The organism is Leisingera sp. CC-HEC096, assembly GCF_059429235.1.
Genome location: NZ_JCAIJS010000001.1, coordinates 994,115 through 1,011,617 on the forward strand (window position 1 = coordinate 994,115; position 17,503 = coordinate 1,011,617).

The window sequence follows — 17,503 nt, forward strand, 5'->3', positions numbered from 1 at the left end:
AGGGCCCTGCACTTTTTCAAGACGGTCGCAGTTTATTCGATTGACTGCTGTCAGACCGAAGCCCCGATGAAGTCCACGCCTCAGGTTTTCCTTAAAATTGGAAAAGACCTGCCTCATTTTCTTAACTATCAGGTGCTAAGCAGTTCACTAATAACAAAGAGGCACGGTTCCATGCGCAATACTCTGACTCTCTTTCTGATATCCGCGGCGGCGGCCGCATTGTCCGGCTGCGTTTCGCCAGAGCAGTTTGAAACCACTCCGGTGCAGCTCCAGACAAGCAAAGGCATCGTGACTTGTCAGCTTTATACCAAGGACCGGGTTCTTTGGGACCGCTCGATCGACCGCCCCGCGGCCATGTCGGTGCAGGAGGCTGACGCGATCTGCAAGCAGGAAGGGCAGCGGCAAAAGGACGGCGTCTGATCCGCCCTTTTGCAAAGTTTGGCTCAACCCCTAACGGCCCTTGAACAGGCTGCCGAGGATGCCGCGGACAATGCGGCGTCCTGTCGTGCCTTTCAGCTCCTTGATCACCGCTTCCGACATCGCAGAGGCAAAGCTGTCCTTCTGGCGGTGTGTGCGGGACGAGGACCGGCTGACCCGTGTTCCGGAATAGCGGCGGCCAGCGTTGAACTCACGCGCCGCCGGTTTCGGCGACTCTTCTGCTGCGGTTTCGGCCGCTTCAGCTTCCTGGGCCGCGGCCTGCGCCCGTTGGGCAAGGATCTCATGTGCTGACCGCCGGTCCAGAGTCGTCTCATATTTTCCGGCCATATCGGACGCTTTGAGCATGGCCGCCCGCTCCTGAGCGGTGATTGGCCCCAGCTGGGAACTTGGCGGGCGGATCAGGGTCCGCTCCACCACGCCGGGCACGCCCTTCTTTTGCAGCATCGAAGTGACCGCCTCGCCGACACCGACCTCGCGGATCGCCTCTTCGGTCGAAAACCGCGGGTTCTCGCGGTAGGTTTCCGCGGCCAGCCGCAGGTTCTTGCGGTCCTTGGCGGTGAAGGCGCGCAGCGCGTGCTGGATGCGGTTGCCGAGCTGGCCCAGGATATCCTCCGGCACATCGGCAGGGTTCTGGGTGATGAAATACACCCCCACGCCCTTTGACCGGATCAGCCGGGCCACTTGCTCCACTTTGTCGATCAATGCCTTGGGGGCATCCTCAAACAGCAAATGCGCTTCGTCAAAGAAGAAGACCAGGCGCGGCTTGTCTGGATCGCCAACCTCAGGCAGTTCCTCGAACAGCTCGCTGAGGAGCCAGAGCAAGAATGTTGCGTAGAGGCCCGGTGCGGCCATCAGCTTATCCGCGGCCAGGATGTTGACCATACCCCTGCCATTTGAATCGCAGCGCATCAGGTCGCTGAGCTCTAGCGCCGGCTCCCCGAACAGACCGGCACCGCCCTGGTTCTCCAGCACCAGAAGGCGGCGCTGGATCGCGCCGATCGACGCGGGTGAGACGTTACCGTAGCGCAGGGACAGCTGGCTGCGGTTTTCCCCGATCCAGACCAGCAGCGCCTGCAGGTCCTTGAGGTCCAGGAGCGGCAGCCCTTCTTCGTCGGCAAGCCGGAAAGCGATGTTCAGAATGCCTTCCTGCGCCTCGCTGAGTTCCAGCAGCCGCGACAGCAGCAATGGGCCCATTTCGGCGACCGTTGTGCGCACGGGATGACCCTGCTCCCCGTAGAGATCCCAGAAGGTGACCGGACAAGCGTGGTAGCTGTAGTCAGCAAACCCGATCTTTTCCGCCCGGGAGGTGAAGGCGCCATGCAGTTTGTGGCTGTCCGTGCCTGGTTTTGCCAGGCCTGACAGGTCTCCTTTCACGTCCGACAGGATCACCGGCACGCCGGCATTGGAGAACCCTTCGGCCAGGATTTGCAGTGTCACCGTCTTGCCTGTGCCGGTTGCGCCGGCAATCAGCCCGTGGCGGTTGGCATAACTCAGCGCCAGCCCCTGCGGTGTGCCGTAACCCTCTCCGCCGCCACCCAAAAAAACCCATTCTTCCATGCCTGCCCCCTGCTTGTGCTTTGCGCCTGTGGATAACAATACAAAGTTAACTTTTCAGTGCGATAGTCAATCTTGCCCGCCCCTGCACATGCGGTTGCCGCGGCGGACATTTCCTCCCTGTCAGACTGGGCCGTGCCTCGTGCACGGCCTTCTTTTTGGCGAAACTGCCTGCAAAACGGGCAGCTTGCACCGCAACCTCCCGCGATTTCCGGCAATTTTCGCCAAATCGCGGCTGTGCTGTATTTTTTTGAACTTGCATGTTGACCGATGGCCAGCCCTTTCGTAACGTCCTACGCAATAACTAAGTCGGCCAGTCCGACGGGGAGACGCAAACACGAAAAAGGGGGCCATCGGGTTCCCTTTTTTGTTCTTATTCAGCAACTTCCACGATTGAGGCGGTTTGAGCGGAATTCCCCGCTGATCGTCTGATATTGACCTGACACTGTCCGGACAGCGTGTTACACGCGAGAGCAGCGTCTGTAGAAAAATGAGGCATTCATGTTGAAGTCCCTGACCCCGATCACGCTGGCCGCAATGCTGGCAATGGCCGCGCCGCTGGCGGCGCAGGAAACGGCAGCGGAAGAGGAAGCCGCCGGGGCGGAAACCGCAGAACAGGCTGAGCAAACCGGACAGGCGGAGCAAGGCGAGCAGGCGGAATCAACCGCGGATCAGCTCCTTGACCTGGGGGAGCCGGTCAGCAACGGCCCGCAGCTTGGTCAGCGTTATTCCAAGGGAAAGCACGGCGACTGGGATCTGGCCTGCATCAAGACCGAGGGCGAGAGCGACCCCTGTTCGCTGCTGCAGATTCTGTCGGGACCGCAAGGCAACCCGATTGCCGAGGTTTCGTTGTTCCGGATCGAGCAGCAGGGCGGCCAGGCGGTTGCCGGCGCCACCGTGATTGTTCCGCTCGAAACCCTGCTGCCAGCCGCGCTGACCATCTCGATCGATGGCGCGCCGGCCAAGCGCTATAATTATTCCTTCTGCAACCAGCTGGGCTGTGTGGCGCAGATCGGCCTGACCCAAGGCGACATCGACGCCTTCAAGAAAGGCAAGGAAGCCACCCTGTCGCTGCGCCCCGCACCGGCGCCGGAACAGGTGGTGGAGATGAAACTGTCGCTGAGCGGGTTTACCGCAGGCTATGACGTGGTGGACGTGGTCAAGCAGTAACGCCAGCCACCCGCCTGAACCCAGAAACGCCGCGTCCCGCCCTGGGCCGCGGCGTTTCCGTTTTCTAGGTCTTCAGACCTTGCGCAGGGCCAGCACCGCGTTCAGCCCGCCAAAGGCAAAGGCATTGGACAGTGCAACCTCGACCGAGGCCTCGCGCGCCTCGTTCGGGACCACATCCAGGTTGCATTCCGGGTCCGGCTCCTCATAGCCGATGGTCGGCGCAATCACCCCGTCGCGCAGCGCCATGATGCAGGCCAGCAGTTCCACCGCTCCGGTGCCGCCGATCAAGTGGCCGTGCATGGATTTGGTGGAGGAGATCATCAGGCTGTCCGCGTGCGGGCCGAAGACATCCGCCACCGCAGCGCATTCGGTCTTGTCATTGGCGGCCGTTCCGGTGCCATGCGCGTTGATATAGCCGACCTCTGAAGCGCTGACGCGGGCATCCTGCAGCGCGCCGGCAATGGCCCGCGCGGCGCCCTGCTTGCTGGGCATGACGATATCGGCGGCATCCGAGGACATCGCAAAACCGATTACTTCGCACAGGATCTCTGCGCCGCGTTCCTTGGCGTGCTCATATTCCTCGAACACGAAGACGCCAGCACCTTCGCCCTGCACCATACCGTTGCGGTTGGCGCTGAAGGGGCGGCAGGCGTCCTTGGACATCACCCGCAGGCCCTCCCAGGCTTTTACGCCGCCAAAGCACAGCATCGATTCCGAGCCGCCGGTGATCATCACCGGGCTCATCCCCGAGCGAACCATTTGGAACGCCTGCGCCATCGCATGGTTGGAGGACGCGCAAGCGGTGGAAACGGTAAAGCTCGGCCCCTTGAGGTTGAACTGCATCGACACATGGCCGGCCGCGGCATTGTTCATCAGCTTGGGCACCACAAAGGGATGCACCCTATTCTTGCCGTCCTCGTAGACGCTGCGGTAGTTCTCATCCAGCGTCTGCATACCGCCGCCGGAGTTGCCCAGAACGACACCGGCCTTGGCCGACAGCTCCCCATGAAACTCCAGGCCGGATTGTTCGATAGCTTCCTTGGCTGCGGTCAGGGTGAACTGGGTGAAGCGGTCATAAAGGCTCATCTGCTGCCGGTTGAAGCGGCCTTCGGCCTCGAACCCGCGGACCTGGCCGCCGATGCGGATCGCCAGCCGGTCCACATCGCGGAACTCCAATTCTCCGATGCCGCAGCGGCCTTCCCGCATGGCCTCCAGCGTGGCCGGCACCGAATGGCCCAAAGCATTGATAGTCCCGGCCCCGGTAATGACAACGCGCTTCATGAGAGGGCTTACGCCTTTTCCGTGATCAGCTTGTCGATGCCTTCGACGATGGCCGCGACATTGGAGATGTCAAAGTCGCTCTTCTCGGGCTCATTGGCATTGAAGGGAATCGAAATGTCGAACTCCTCTTCAATGGCAAAGATGCTTTCGACCAGCCCCAGGCTGTCGATGCCAAGATCTTCCAAGGTGCTGTCGAGGGTCACATCCGACGGTTCCAGAACCGCCTGTTCGGCAATGATTGCAATGACCTTGTCCTGCGTGCTCATGTAAAGATCCCCGATTTTCTGCCTGAGGCTGATGTATGTATTCGGCCGCTACTTGAAAACAGCCTTTTTTAACAATTCGATGTCACGCATCAGCCGCGGCAGCCGGCGCTGTGCCTTATACATCTCTGTGTGGGTCTCCATCTTGACGCCCGGGTAGCCCATGATCACGCGGCCCGCAGGCACGTTCGACAGGATCTTGGTTCCGCCGCCGGCAATCACCCCGTCGCCGATGAAGATGTTGTCGACCACACCGCACTGGCCGCCCAGAACAACGTTGTTGCCGATGTCCACCGACCCGGAGATCCCTGTCTGGCCGCACAGCAGGCAGTCATTGCCGATGCGGGTGTTGTGGCCGACGTGAACAAGGTTATCGAGTTTGGTGCCATTGCCGATCACGGTGTCGCGGATGGTGCCGTTGTCGATGGTGCAGTTGGAGCCGATCTCCACATCATCACCGATGGTGACAGCGCCCAGCGAATGAATGCGGACCCAAGATTGTGCCTTGGCCTCGCCCTGGTCGCCCAAGGTCTTGCGGGCGTTTTCGGCGCCGGAGACCTCCGGCGTCACATAAGAGAACCCATCGCCTCCGACTCGCGCTCCCGGCTGAGCGCGGAAGCGGTCCCCGATGGTGGCGCGGGCTCCGATCGAAACCATCTCGCGCAGCTGGGCCTCCGCACCGATCACCGCATCTGCACCGATAAAGCAATGCGGGCCGATGACGGATCCTGCGCCAATCCTGGCACCGGCCGCAACAACCGTCAGCGGTCCCACAGAGACGCCCTCGCCCAGTTCGGCGCTGGGATCAACGACGGCGGAGGGGTGAATGCCTGCGGGGAATCCCTGCCCGCGGTCCAGCATGGCGGTCACGCCGGACATTGTCATCCGCGGACGCGTCGCAAAGATCGCGGCCTTGAGCCCGAAAGACTGCCAGTCCGCGCCTTCCCACAGCACTGCCGCCTGCGCCTTGCCTGCCTGCAGGCCTTCCGCATATTTCGGCGCCATCGCCATGGCAATCTGGCCGGCTTCAGCATCCTGCGGTTCAGCCGCGCCTGCAATCTGCAGGTCCAGGTCGCCCTGGGCTTCAGCGCCCAGGGACTCAGCGATCTGGCGGATAGTGAACATGGCAGGCCCTTTCAGAATAATCCTGTATGGGCCCGGTATTTACCCTTGAACGCTGGGCAGCACCACCCCTGCCCGCTCCAGTGCCGCCCAGATCTTAGCGTCGCGGCCATAGACATCGCGGCGGAATTCCGCACGGCCTTTGCTGGAAACAACCGCGGTCCGGTAGATGATATGCACCGGCACCTTCTGCTCCAGCTCGACCTTGGTTTCCCGACCGCTGTTCAGGATGCGGTGGAAGAAGGCTTTGGGGTCTTCGGTCTGGCGCGCCAGCAGCGCATAGGCAAATTCGAACGGCTGCGCGAGACGGATGCAGCCGTGCGAGAAGGCGCGCACTTCACGCGCAAACAAGCTTTTTTGCGGAGTGTCGTGCAGATAGATGTTGTACTTGTTCGGGAACATGAACTTGACCAGACCCAGAGCATTGCTGCGGCTGGGGGGCTGGCGCATGGAATAGGGGAAGTTCCGCGCTGTGTACTGAGAAAAATCGGCAGAGCTGCGGTTCACCACCCGGCCGCGGCGGTCGGTGATCTGGATATGGCCCACGGCATTGGGATTATTTCGCAGCTTGGGCAGGTATTCCTTGGTGATGATCGAGCGCGGCACATACCAGCTCGGATTGATCACCATATGCTCCATCTCGTCCGAGAATTCGGGGCTGCGCCGGTCGTGGGTGTTCTTGCCGATCACCGAGCGGGTTTCAAACGTCACATCGCCGTTGTCGACGATTTTGGCGGTGAAATCGGTCTGATTGACCAGGATGTGGCGCTCGCCCCGGTCCGGGGTCAGCCAGCGTTCCCGCTCCATGGCGATGATCACCGATTTCAGACGGTCGCTGACCGGTTTGTTGACCTCTGCCAGAGTGCCGGCGCCCGCCACGCCATCTGTCTCCAGTCCATGATCCGCCTGAAAGCTCTGCACCGCCTGAACCATCACGGCGTCATAGCTTCGCGCGGCGCTGCGCTGCAGATAGCCCATCGCCATCAGCCGGTTGCGCAAGGCAATGACCGCCGGTCCCTGCTCACCAGGTTCCAGCTTCTTGGCCTGCACCACGGGCCCCCAGCCGCCGGCGGCCAGAACCTGCTCAAGACGCAACTTCTCGCGCATCAGTCCGCGGTATTGCTGGGATGTGGGCACCAGGCTGCGCATATAAGCAAAGGGCTGGGCGTCGCGGATGCCGGCAAGGAAGCTGGCGCCGTCCACAGTATGCTTCTTGCGCACCATGCCATCATCAATCCGCGACGGCACCAGAAGGCCGGTCTGCAAGTCGGTGGCATAATCCACCAGCGCCCTGCTAAGCGCCGCCTCAACCTTGCCGATGTCGCGGGTGGTGCGGGCCTCCCGCATCTGCTGCAGCAGGGCGTTGACCTCCGCAGAGCGGTCCGGCAGCCCATGCGCGCGGGTGTCGTTCAGCGCGGCCAGCAGCGCGTTGCGGCGTTGGAGAGACGCTTCATCCGTTCCGGTCCAGATCGCCTGATAACTGTTCTCCCGGTAAAAACTGGCGACCGCTTCGTCGGTTGAGGCCGCCTCAGCCACGGCCTGACGGAAGGCCGCCGGTATATCTGCCTGCGCCGTGCCGGCGGTGGTTCCGGCAGCCAAGCCGCTCAAGGCCAGAGCAAACAGCCCTGCCTTGAGCCCCGGCAAAAAATATCCAGCGGATGCGCGCGTCATAAATCTCCGGTCCTTGTGCCGTTTTTTCCAATTTTGGCAGTGCCTATCTGAAATTCTGGTAAATGCCAGCCTGCGTTGTCCACTCACAATCGCGAAAAGTTAACCCTGATGCACCGTTGCCGCGTCTATGAAACCCGCCTGCAACAGTCGCGGGGAAAAGTTCCATCGCCCTCCCCTTTTGCGCAAGAAATCGCCGAAAACCCGGTCATACGTTACAGTGCGGCAAAGAAATGTTGGAACAAGATTCTCACTGTGCCATACATGCCGCACGTTAACTAAGAGCGTTGACGAGCCCGTAACATCGGGCGTTTAGGCAGGACTAACAGCGTACGGGACGGCGCAGTATCAATGGCAGAAACCACGGGCACGGGGATCTCCCGGCGTTCTCTTTTGGGTGTTTTTGCTGCAACCGCAGTGACAGCAGCCCCAACCTTCTCAAGTGCAGCAGGCTTCTTGCGCGGCGGCGGTGATATCCGGCGCATCCGCATGTATTCCGGCCGTACCGGCGAGCGTGTCGACATGGTGTATTGGATTGACGGCCAGTACATCAAAGACGCGGTCAAGGAAATCAATCACTTCATGCGGGACTGGCGCACGGATGATGTGAAGGAAATCGACCTGCGCACCATCGACATCATGGCGGCGTCTCACAACCTTCTGGATGTGAATGAGCCCTACATGCTGCTGTCGGGCTACCGCAGCCCCAAGACCAACGCGATGCTGCGCAGCCGCTCGCGCGGGGTGGCCAAGAACTCGCTGCACATGCGCGGCCAGGCTGCTGACTTGCGGCTGGCATCGCGGTCGGTGTCGCAGATGGCGAAAGCCGCCGAAGCCTGCCGCGCCGGTGGTGTTGGTAAATACGCGCGCTCCAACTTCGTGCATATGGATTGCGGTGTTGTCCGCACCTGGCGCGGCTAATCAGCTCCTCCATTGCAAGAATGCAAGCCTGCCCGTCCCGGGGCGGGCTTTTTTTGTCTTCGCCGATGCCGCCCCTGATTACACAAGCCTATCTCAGGAAATTGGAAACAGGCAGTTTTTCCCGTTGCAGAGGTAGCAAAGCACGGGTATACCCCGGCTTAAAGACGCACCTGTAGCTCAGCTGGATAGAGCGCTGCCCTCCGAAGGCAGAGGCCAGAGGTTCGAATCCTCTCAGGTGCGCCATTTCACCGCAAAAGCTCTCCAATCCTTACGACCTTTAAGGTTTCGTAAAGAGCGTGATGCTAGCAACGCTGCTGATATCTCCCGATGCGGCCAGTGAGGCAGAATGGTACATTCCAACTCTATTTTCCGGACTGCAGAACCGACAGAGCCCCGGCTTCGTCTGAACTTGCCCTGCGTTGTCAATCTGTCCGGATCCAAACAGGAAGCCACGGTGTACAACATCAGTTACAGCGGTTTTGCTATCCGCCTTCCCGAAGGCCACGAAACTTTCGCTCTGGCAGATCTGAACTCGGTCACCATCGGGGATATCGGTGAGTTTGAAGTTCGCACCCGGTGGCGCAAGGACGTGAGAATTGGCTTCAAGTTCTACAGCAAGCGCGGCGCCCGGCCAGAACTGGATGCATATTTCACCCGTATCGGCGAGTACCCGACCTGATTTCACAATGCTTGTCCGGCTGCTGAGCTGAAATCAGCTCTGAAGTGCGGCAGTGAGTGCGGCCAGAACTTCTGTCTGCCGCTTGGACTTTCCCTGAATGGCAGGCCAGGTCAGCCAATAGCCGTCGATGGTGGCCAGTTCAGGCGCGCCGGCACTTTCCAATTGCCCGGTGCGCAGAAGATTGGCTGCCAGAGCCGTGGACCCCAGGACCACGCCCATTCCCAGCCGCGCGGCCCGCAATGCATGGCCCATGGAATCGACTGAAACGGCTCCCGCTTCCGGCACGGCTTCACCCGTTACCCGGGCCCACTCAGCCCAGCCGGGGCGCTCGCCGCGCAGTTCAATTGTCGGCAGGTTCCGCCAGTTTTTCGCATGTTCCGGTGCCGCCATCGGCTGCAAAACTTCATTTGCCAGCAGAACGCCGTCGCGCCCTTGCCAGCCGCCGCGCCCGAAACGGATGTGCAAAGCCCCGTCAGCGGCCTCAAAGTCCAGCCGCTTGGGCACAGTTTCTGTAACCAGCCGCACGTCCGGATAGGATTCAGAAAACGCAGCAAGCCGCGGCAGCACAAGCATTTCCACGTGAGACGGCAAACCCGCAATCCGAAGTTCACGTACCGTTTGGCCGAACAGGTTCTCGGTTCCCTGCTCCAGCGCGCGTAGGGAGTCATGCACCAGCGGCAAATAGCTTTCGCCGTCCACGGTCAGCGTTACCCCGCGCGCGGAGCGGATAAACAGCTGGCGGCCCAGCCAGGATTCGAGATTGCGAATCCGCTGGCTGACCGCGGCCTGGGTGGCTCCGAATTCTTCGGCCGCGGCGGTGAAACTGCCGTGCCGGCCCGCCGCCTCAAACACTTTGAGCCAATCAAGCGGCGGCAGCCCCTGTTTGGTGATTTTCTTTGGCATTAGCAAACCTAACTCTCGGACCCTGATTTCCGTCGTTCTCTTGATGGCTCAGCCGCGGTACCAGCGCAAGGAAGAACCAAGCCAACCGGAGAAACCCTATGCCCCGTTCCGTGATCGCTGACGCATCCGGCAGCTTTCTGACCCTGACATTCGACGACGGCAGCCAAAGCCGCTTTCACGCGATCTGGCTGCGGGACAACGCGCTGGATCCCGAGACCCGCGACCCTGGCAACGGCCAGCGGCTGATTACCATTGGCGACATTCCGGCGGATACCAAAATCAGCACTGCTCTGGTGGAAGACGGCGAACTGACCGTGACATTCTCCCCCGGGGGCAAGACCGTTACCTTCCCCGGAAACTGGTTAAAGTCCAACGCATATGACATTGAAAAAATAACTGATTTTGGCCGGACGGCTCCGGGCGTCCAGACCTGGGATAGCGGCCAGCCGGCCCCGGCCTTTGACTGGAACGAAGTACAGTTCGAGCCGGAGATCAAGCGCAATTGGCTGGATGCCATCGCCCGCCTCGGCTTTGCCAAGCTGGTGAACGGCCCGGTGCGCGAGGGCGCACTGATTGATTGTGCCGCAATGTTCGGTTTTGTGCGTGAGACCAACTATGGCAAGTACTTCGAAGTGCGGACCGAGGTGAACCCGACCAACCTGGCCTATACCGGCCTGGGCCTGCAGGCGCATACCGATAACCCCTATCGCGATCCGGTGCCCAGTTTGCAGATCCTCTATTGTCTGGAAAACTCCGCCGAGGGCGGTGACAGCATCGTGGTGGACGGTTTCCGCGCGGCCGAGCGGCTGCGCGAAGAAGACCCGGAGGGCTTTGCCCTGCTGGCAGGCTACCCGGCCCGGTTTGAGTACAAGGGCTCTGACGGGGTGCATCTGCGCTCTCGCCGTCCGATGATTGAGCTGTCGCCCGATGGCGAAATGATTGCGGTTCGGTTCAACAACCGCTCCTCGGCGCCGTTTGTGGACATCCCATTTGAGAAGATGGAAGTCTATTACGCCGCTTACCGGCGCCTCGGCGAAATCATTGACGATCCCGAAATGGGAGTGTCGTTCAAGCTGGAGCCCGGGGAAAGCTTTATTGTCGACAACACCCGCGTGCTGCACGCGCGGCTTGGCTATTCCGGTGCCGGATCGCGCTGGCTGCAAGGATGCTACGCCGACAAGGACGGGCTGCTGTCCACCCTGAACGTGCTGAACGCCCAACTGGAGGGTTGAGACATGAGCAAGCCGGACGTCAGCAAGCTGAACCGCGAAAACATCGTTGCGTTCATTGGCGGAATCTTTGACCGCCGCGGGGACGAGGAATACCTGGGTGAGCCGGTCACCATGGCTGAACACATGCTGCAAGGCGCCTCGATTGCCGAGCAGAACGGCCAGCCGGAAGAAATCATCGTAGGGGCTTTGCTCCACGATATCGGCCATTTCACCAGTGAGTTCGGGATGTTCTCAATGAACGACACCGAAGACCGCTTTCACGAGGAAGCTGGCGCCGAGGTGCTGGAACGGTTCTTTCCTTCGGTAATCACCGATTGCGTACGCTATCATGTGGCCGCGAAACGTTACCTCTGCGCGACCAAGCCGGAATACTTCAACCGGCTGTCAGAGGCTTCCGTGCACTCGCTCCACCTGCAAGGCGGGCCGATGAACGCTGAGGAAGTGGCAGAGTTCGAGAGGAATCCGAACCTAAAGCAGATTATCGCAGTGCGGTATCTGGATGAGGCCGGCAAGCGCGCGGATATGGAGACCCCGGATTACTGGCACTTTGCACCGATGGTGCAGCGGATGGTCGATAAGCATATGGGTACGGGAGATTTCGCAAGATAAGCGACCGGCGGGATCTCTTGGGATACCAAGGCTGTTACCAAGCTGGAAAATGCGAAACGGCGCCGTGACGGGCGCCGTTTTCTTTTCGGTCAGAATCTTAGATCAAGCAAACAGCTCGTGTGCCAATTCCAGCGCATTGATCAGCGTGTCGACCTCTTCCTTGGTGTTGTAGAGGCCAAAAGACGCGCGGCAGGTTGCGGAAACCCCCAGGTGATCCATCAGGGGACCGGCGCAATGATGGCCCGCACGCACCGCGACGCCTTTCTTGTCCAGGATGGTGGAGATGTCATGAGCATGCGCGGCGCCTTCCATGGTGAAACTGAAAATCGCTGCTTTACCCGGTGCTTGTCCCTGCACGTTGATCCAGTTCAGACCGGTCAGCCGCTCCATCGCATAGTCACGCAGGCCTCCCTCGTGCTTGGCAATGTTTTCCATGCCAAGGTCCATCATGTACTCCAGCGCCACGCCCAGACCAATGGTCTGAACAATGCCCGGCGTGCCCGCCTCGAACTTCATCGGCGGATCATTGTAGATGACCTGCTCCTTGTGGACTTCTTTGATCATGTCGCCGCCGCCGATAAAGGGGCGCATTTCGGCCATGCGCTCGGGCTTGATGTAGATCGCGCCGGATGCGGACGGGCCATAGAGCTTGTGGCCGGTGATCGCATAGAAATCGCAGCCGATGTCCTGAACGTCGACCGGCATGTGGACCGCGCCCTGCGAGCCGTCGACCAGCACCGGCACACCCTTGGCATGGGCGCCTTGGGTGATGGCTTTGACGTCCACCACGGTGCCCAGGACGTTTGAGCATTGGGTGACCGCTACCAGTTTGGTCTTGGGGGTGATGGCGTCAATGACCTTCTGCGGATCGAGGCTGCCGTCGGCCTCGGTATCGACCCATTTCAGCACTACCCCCTGACGCTCCCGCAGGAAGTGCCAGGGCACGATGTTAGCGTGATGCTCCATCACGGACAGGATGATCTCGTCGCCGGCCTCAAACCGGGGCATCGCCCAGCCATAGGCAACAAGGTTGATGCCCTCGGTAGTGCCGGAGTTCAGCACGATGGTGTTTTCGTCGCCCGCATTCAGGAACCGGGAAATAATGCCTCGGACGGCCTCATACTTTTCGGTCGCGAGGTTGGAAAGGAAGTGCAGGCCACGGTGGACATTGGAATATTCTTCCGCATAGGCCTTGCTCACCGCGTCAATCACCACTTGCGGCTTCTGGGCCGACGCACCGTTGTCGAGATAGGTCAGCGGCTTGCCGTTCACCTCACGCGAGAGGATCGGGAAGTCGGCACGGATTTTTTCGACGTCATACATTTTCGGGCAGTCCCAGATTGGCTGGGCCGATCAGACCCACGATGAAGAGTAGAGCAAACACCAGGATCAGGCTGGCCATCAAAACCACCCCAAGCGAGCGCCAGACGGAGCCGAACCTGTGCGCCGCGTTGACGAAATGCAAGAGGATAAAGAACACCACGATATTGGCGGCAATGTTGAGCAGCGCCGCCAGCGCCGGCAGGATCAGGAACACCACCACGATGGCACCGTTCAACGCGGCCTGCAGCAGTTGCAGCCAGGTGATCAGCGCCAGCAGCGACGGCAGGTCACCCTGCCCGCCCAGCCAGCGGCCTGTGGTTGCCAGCATTGCAATGAAGCTGAGTTGCAACACCAGAACCACTGCGAAATACGCACCGGGCGCAAACCGTGGCAGCAAGACTTCCGGCGGCAGCGGGAACAGAACCTGCTGCAGCGTGTAGACGCAGGTGTTCAGCACCACGGACAGCAGGAACGCGGTCCACAGCGCTTCCCGCGGCCAATCGCGCGCCAGGATCTGCATCGCGGCATCGCGCGGAGACTTGATTGTCAGCAGGGCAAAAGCAGCCAGAGCGTTCATGACTTTGTCCAATACCCTTGGATCATGCCGGAAATCCAGAACCACAGAAAGACGGCGCACCACAGTGCCCCCACCAGGTTCAGCGCCGCACCGGCGCCGATGAAACCGGCCACGAGGCCGTTCAGCAGGATCAGCGGGCTGGAGGCCAGAAACGCCCAGAACAGCGCAAGCCGGGCCCGATAAGCATCACCCTGCCCGCCCGCGGCCCGGGCAATCCAATGCGCAACCAGTGCCAGGACGTAAAGAAGCAGCGGCGCGATAAAGACGATGCCCAGCAGCGCGCCGCCCAAAAGCATGTTGAGCTCCTGGCCGGTCAGATGCGCCTCGCGGGCCAGTTTCGGCATTTGCGCCACAAAGGTCAGCACGCAGCCAACAATGAGGAACACCAGCAGCCGGTCCTCGCGGGCGCCCATGCTGAGAAGCCGCGCAAAAACCTTGCGCGGCCCCTTGTAGGTTGCGGGGATATCCGTGGTTACGGACATCAGCGGCGCCGGGCCAGCCAGCCTTCGAGGCGGGAGACGATGTCGGCGGCAATCTCCGCATCTTCGATCTCATCCACCGCTTCAGCCAGGAAGGCCAGGGTCATCAGATCAGTGGCCTCTGCGTGCGGCACACCGCGGGAGCGCAGGTAGAAAAGCCCCTCCTCGTCGATCGCGCCGGAGGTCGAACCATGCGAGCAGGCCACGTCGTCAGCGTAGATCTCCAGCTCCGGCTTGGCCAGGAACTGGCTGTCGTCGTCCAGCAGCAGCGACTGGGAAATCTGATATCCGTCAGTCTTTTGCGCGCCTTCCTTCACCAGGATCTTGCCCTGGAACACACCGGTGGCTCCGTTGCGCAGCACCTTTTTGAACACCTGACGGCTTTCGCAGTTCACGGCGTCATGAGTGATGAACGCGGTGTCGTCGTGGTGGAAGTCGCCGTCGCCGACGCAAGCGCCTGCGATGTGAGCAACCGCGTCGTCGCCGGTCAGCTCGATCACCGCCTCGTTGCGGGTCAGCACGCCATTCACGGTCAGGGTGAAAGACTTGAACACCGACTCGGTGCCCAGGCGGGCAAACAGGTGGGTGGCCGCACGGCGCTCATGGTCACGGCCCTGGGCGCGCACCAGATGCAGTTTGCCGCCGTCGGCAATGTCGATCTCCATGCACTTGTTGAAGCGCGAGGCCGCCGGACCGTTTTCCAGAATAGTCACCTCGGCACCGCTTTCCACGCGGATCACGTGATGCAGGATCGCGTCGGAGTTTTCGTCCGAATGCACATAGGTGAAGTTGATCGGCTTGGAGACCTTGCCAGTCACCCGGATCGCCACGCCATCGCTGGCAAAAGCGGTGTTCAGCGCCGCCAGCGGACGTTCCACCGGGGTCTGCCCGCGTGCTTCAAGAACACCGTACAAGTCTTTGGCCCAATGGATATCCTTGCAGCAGATATCCTCGATCCGGTCGATGGTTACACCTTCCAGCGACAGATCGTCGGAGGCTTCTGCATCAAACACGCCATCAACGAAAACGATGTTCAAACGCTCAAAGGCACTGAACATCGGCGCTTCATCGGCGTCGAACACCGCCGCCTTGGGCGCGCCGACCTGCACCAGCGTGTCCGGCTTGGTGTATTTCCAGTACTCGTCGCGGCGGCTGGGCAGGCCCATGGTCTGGACCCGTGACAGCGCTGCCTCGCGGGCCGCCTTGAGGCAGCCGCTTTCCGGCAGGCTCAGCGCTGACAGCCGTGCCTCGGTTGCGCTTTGCTTGACTTCGGGCAGGGCCATTTACGCCTCCTCTGCCAGGATGCCGGCGTAACCGTTGTTCTCGACTTCCAGCGCCAGCTCGGGGCCGCCGGTCTTGACGATGCGGCCGTTGGCCAGGATGTGCACCACGTCCGGTTTGATGTGGTCCAGCAGACGCTGGTAGTGGGTGATCACCAGGAAGCCGCGGCCTTCGTCACGCAGGGCGTTCACGCCTTCGGCCACCAGCTTCATCGCGTCCACGTCCAGACCGGAGTCGGTCTCGTCCAGGATGCACAGCTTCGGCTCCAGCATCGCCATCTGCAGGATCTCGTTGCGCTTCTTCTCACCGCCGGAGAAGCCGACGTTTACCGGACGCTTCAGCATCTCGGCGTCGATCTTCAGGGTTTTGGCCTTGGCGCGCACTTCCTTGAGGAAGTCGGAGGCCGACAGCTCTTCCTCGCCGCGGGCCTTGCGCTGTGCGTTTACCGCGGTGCGCAGGAAGGTCATGTTGCCGACACCAGGAATTTCGACCGGGTACTGGAACGCCAGAAACATGCCCGCCGCGGCGCGCTCTTCCGGCTCCATCTCCAGGATGTCTTCGCCTTCCAGCTCGGCAGAGCCTTCCGTCACCTCATAGCCATCACGGCCCGAAAGGACATAGGACAGGGTCGATTTGCCCGAGCCGTTCGGCCCCATGATCGCATGCACCTTGCCCGCTTCGACGGTGAGGTCGACGCCGTTCAGGATCTGCTTGTCTTCGTCTTCAAGCTTGACGTGCAAGTTTTTGATTTCGAGCATTTTTGCCTCTCGCATAGTACTGTTCCGGCAGCCGTCGGCGCCTAGAAGGTTTTGGTGTAAAGCGTCAGGATCTGGGTCAGATCCCGGCGCGGAAGTTCATCGGGGAGCAGGTCGAACCGGGCCATGCGGCCGCGGATTTCAACCGGCTTCACCCATCTTTCGACCTGCTTGTACAGCGCCCGCCCCACGTAGTCGTCAAACAGGACGGTGACGGGCTGTTCCGTCCGCAGCATGACGGTCAGAAAGCAGGCCGTGCGGAAGCGGCCGTCAATCAAAACCAGATCCGGTGCCTCAAAGGTTTCAAGATCCCATACGGAGTTCGGATACTGGTGAAACCGCCGCCACATGTCATTATTCAGCGGCCTTCCCCACTTGCCGGTCTTGCCGATATTGGCGTGGTGCAGATACACCTCGGACTTGGCCCCAGCCTGACGCAAATACCGCTTCATCATGCGGTACCACATCTTGTCGGACTCAACGGAAAAGACCTTTTTCCCGCTCAGCTCAGACGCCAGCACGGTCGAGCCGCCGCTGCCGTATTCCAGGATGACATTTGCCGCCTGGTAATGGCTGCACACCCATTCCGCCTCTTCCGGCGGCAGGGTGAGCGCCGGGCGCTCGATCAGCTGCTCGTCTTTGGCCATGCCCGTCTCCCGGCCCCTTAGCCCAGCACCACGGCGGTGCCGCTGGCCGAGACCATCAGCATGGACTGGCCGACCACTTCATAGTCCAGATCGACGCCGACCACGGCATTGGCGCCCTTGGCCCGGGCGCGCTCTTCCAGCTCGCTCAGCGCGGTTTCGCGCGCGTCCTGCAGCTTGCTTTCATAGGCGCCGGAGCGGCCGCCGACGATGTCGGTGATCGAGGCAAAGACATCGCGCACCACATTGGCGCCCATGATCGCCTCGCCCACCACGATGCCCTTGTATTCGGCAACCTGGTAGCCTTCGACGGAGTTGGTGGTTGTGACGATCATCTTTTCCAATACTCCAACACTTTTGATCCTTGCCGGTAAGTGAACATCCACAAAACCAAAAAGGGGCCGCCAAATACCGCCAGGCATAACACTCCAGCGATCACTCCGTTGACGGCGACGGCCGCGACAAGAGTGATTACAAAAACCAGGAAAAGAGGACCGGCAATGCGGCGCAGGAACCAGGTGAACGCGACGGCGCGAACGCCTTCTTTCGCGTTGTATTCAAAGGCCTTGACCTCTGCATCTGCCCTCTTGTCCAAGTTCACTGC

Annotated in this window: 20 protein-coding genes and 1 tRNA gene; 7 read left to right on the forward strand and 14 right to left on the reverse strand. The window is 60.8% G+C overall.

Annotation, left to right across the window (positions count from 1 at the left end; translation table 11 throughout):
• The first annotated feature begins 171 nt into the window (after window positions 1–171).
• Entirely contained in the window at window positions 172–420 is a 249-nt protein-coding gene (locus AC5STI_RS04910; protein WP_490397411.1) for a hypothetical protein, read from the forward strand.
• 30 nt (window positions 421–450) lie between these two features.
• On the opposite strand, the gene AC5STI_RS04915 is transcribed toward AC5STI_RS04910, so the two are convergent.
• Window positions 451–1,995: a helicase HerA-like domain-containing protein gene (locus tag AC5STI_RS04915; RefSeq protein ID WP_495445801.1), complete on the reverse strand. Its 1,545-nt coding sequence runs from the start codon at window positions 1,993–1,995 to the stop codon at window positions 451–453.
• A gap of 498 nt (window positions 1,996–2,493) precedes the next feature.
• Here AC5STI_RS04915 and AC5STI_RS04920 point away from each other — a divergent pair, with 498 nt between their 5' ends.
• The gene (locus AC5STI_RS04920; protein ID WP_495445802.1) at window positions 2,494–3,162 is read left to right on the forward strand and encodes an invasion associated locus B family protein; all 669 of its coding nucleotides are present in this window, start codon (window positions 2,494–2,496) and stop codon (window positions 3,160–3,162) included.
• 72 nt (window positions 3,163–3,234) lie between these two features.
• Here AC5STI_RS04920 and AC5STI_RS04925 read toward each other — a convergent pair whose 3' ends face one another.
• Genes AC5STI_RS04925 through AC5STI_RS04940 form a run of 4 tightly spaced genes read right to left on the reverse strand, consistent with a single transcriptional unit; the run spans window position 3,235 to window position 7,499 of the window.
• Window positions 3,235–4,443, reverse strand: a complete 1,209-nt coding sequence (locus AC5STI_RS04925; protein WP_495445803.1) for a beta-ketoacyl-[acyl-carrier-protein] synthase family protein — start codon at window positions 4,441–4,443, stop codon at window positions 3,235–3,237.
• Window positions 4,444–4,451: 8 nt separating this feature from the next.
• The gene (locus AC5STI_RS04930) at window positions 4,452–4,709 is read right to left on the reverse strand and encodes an acyl carrier protein (protein ID WP_495445804.1); all 258 of its coding nucleotides are present in this window, start codon (window positions 4,707–4,709) and stop codon (window positions 4,452–4,454) included.
• Between the two features lie 48 nt (window positions 4,710–4,757).
• Window positions 4,758–5,831, reverse strand: a complete 1,074-nt coding sequence (lpxD, locus tag AC5STI_RS04935; protein ID WP_495445805.1) for a UDP-3-O-(3-hydroxymyristoyl)glucosamine N-acyltransferase — start codon at window positions 5,829–5,831, stop codon at window positions 4,758–4,760.
• Between the two features lie 39 nt (window positions 5,832–5,870).
• Entirely contained in the window at window positions 5,871–7,499 is a 1,629-nt protein-coding gene (locus tag AC5STI_RS04940; RefSeq protein WP_495445806.1) for a L,D-transpeptidase family protein, read from the reverse strand.
• 348 nt (window positions 7,500–7,847) lie between these two features.
• Here AC5STI_RS04940 and mepK point away from each other — a divergent pair, with 348 nt between their 5' ends.
• The 3 genes from mepK to AC5STI_RS04955 all read left to right on the forward strand — a co-directional run bounded on the left by mepK (window position 7,848) and on the right by AC5STI_RS04955 (window position 9,096).
• Window positions 7,848–8,417, forward strand: coding sequence for a peptidoglycan L,D-endopeptidase MepK (mepK, locus tag AC5STI_RS04945; protein WP_475052158.1), 570 nt, complete (start codon window positions 7,848–7,850; stop codon window positions 8,415–8,417).
• Between the two features lie 166 nt (window positions 8,418–8,583).
• A tRNA-Arg gene (locus AC5STI_RS04950) sits at window positions 8,584–8,660 on the forward strand.
• 103 nt (window positions 8,661–8,763) lie between these two features.
• Entirely contained in the window at window positions 8,764–9,096 is a 333-nt protein-coding gene (locus AC5STI_RS04955; protein ID WP_475052160.1) for a PilZ domain-containing protein, read from the forward strand.
• A gap of 33 nt (window positions 9,097–9,129) precedes the next feature.
• Here the strand turns inward: AC5STI_RS04955 and AC5STI_RS04960 are convergent, their stop codons facing one another.
• A complete protein-coding gene (locus AC5STI_RS04960; RefSeq protein ID WP_495445807.1) occupies window positions 9,130–9,999 on the reverse strand; it encodes a LysR family transcriptional regulator in 870 nt (289 codons plus the stop codon).
• Between the two features lie 98 nt (window positions 10,000–10,097).
• On the opposite strand from AC5STI_RS04960, the gene tmpA reads away from it, so the two are divergent.
• Both tmpA and tmpB read left to right on the forward strand, forming a co-directional pair.
• Window positions 10,098–11,231, forward strand: a complete 1,134-nt coding sequence (gene tmpA / locus AC5STI_RS04965; protein WP_495445808.1) for a 2-trimethylaminoethylphosphonate dioxygenase — start codon at window positions 10,098–10,100, stop codon at window positions 11,229–11,231.
• Window positions 11,232–11,234: 3 nt separating this feature from the next.
• Entirely contained in the window at window positions 11,235–11,840 is a 606-nt protein-coding gene (gene tmpB, locus AC5STI_RS04970; protein WP_495445809.1) for a (R)-1-hydroxy-2-trimethylaminoethylphosphonate oxygenase, read from the forward strand.
• 102 nt (window positions 11,841–11,942) lie between these two features.
• On the opposite strand, the gene AC5STI_RS04975 is transcribed toward tmpB, so the two are convergent.
• From AC5STI_RS04975 to AC5STI_RS05010, 8 genes are read right to left on the reverse strand one after another with little or no spacing between them, the layout of a single operon-like run.
• Window positions 11,943–13,163: a cysteine desulfurase gene (locus tag AC5STI_RS04975; RefSeq protein ID WP_495445810.1), complete on the reverse strand. Its 1,221-nt coding sequence runs from the start codon at window positions 13,161–13,163 to the stop codon at window positions 11,943–11,945.
• Window positions 13,156–13,740, reverse strand: a complete 585-nt coding sequence (locus AC5STI_RS04980) for a YIP1 family protein (protein ID WP_495445811.1) — start codon at window positions 13,738–13,740, stop codon at window positions 13,156–13,158. The genes AC5STI_RS04975 and AC5STI_RS04980 overlap by 8 nt, the downstream gene beginning before the upstream one ends.
• A complete protein-coding gene (locus tag AC5STI_RS04985; RefSeq protein WP_495445812.1) occupies window positions 13,737–14,222 on the reverse strand; it encodes a YIP1 family protein in 486 nt (161 codons plus the stop codon). The genes AC5STI_RS04980 and AC5STI_RS04985 overlap by 4 nt, the downstream gene beginning before the upstream one ends.
• The gene (gene sufD, locus AC5STI_RS04990) at window positions 14,222–15,502 is read right to left on the reverse strand and encodes a Fe-S cluster assembly protein SufD (RefSeq protein WP_495445814.1); all 1,281 of its coding nucleotides are present in this window, start codon (window positions 15,500–15,502) and stop codon (window positions 14,222–14,224) included. The genes AC5STI_RS04985 and sufD overlap by 1 nt, the downstream gene beginning before the upstream one ends.
• Entirely contained in the window at window positions 15,503–16,258 is a 756-nt protein-coding gene (gene sufC, locus AC5STI_RS04995) for a Fe-S cluster assembly ATPase SufC (RefSeq protein WP_495445815.1), read from the reverse strand.
• Between the two features lie 41 nt (window positions 16,259–16,299).
• On the reverse strand, window positions 16,300–16,902 hold the full coding sequence (locus AC5STI_RS05000; RefSeq protein ID WP_495445816.1) for a hypothetical protein: 603 nt from the start codon (window positions 16,900–16,902) through the stop codon (window positions 16,300–16,302).
• Between the two features lie 17 nt (window positions 16,903–16,919).
• Window positions 16,920–17,234 carry a YbjQ family protein gene (locus AC5STI_RS05005; protein WP_495445817.1) on the reverse strand — a complete coding sequence of 105 codons (315 nt, stop codon included), beginning with the start codon at window positions 17,232–17,234 and terminating at the stop codon, window positions 16,920–16,922.
• Complete coding sequence (locus AC5STI_RS05010; protein WP_475052181.1) at window positions 17,231–17,500, reverse strand: hypothetical protein; 270 nt, start codon at window positions 17,498–17,500, stop codon at window positions 17,231–17,233. The genes AC5STI_RS05005 and AC5STI_RS05010 overlap by 4 nt, the downstream gene beginning before the upstream one ends.
• Window positions 17,501–17,503: the final 3 nt, after the last annotated feature.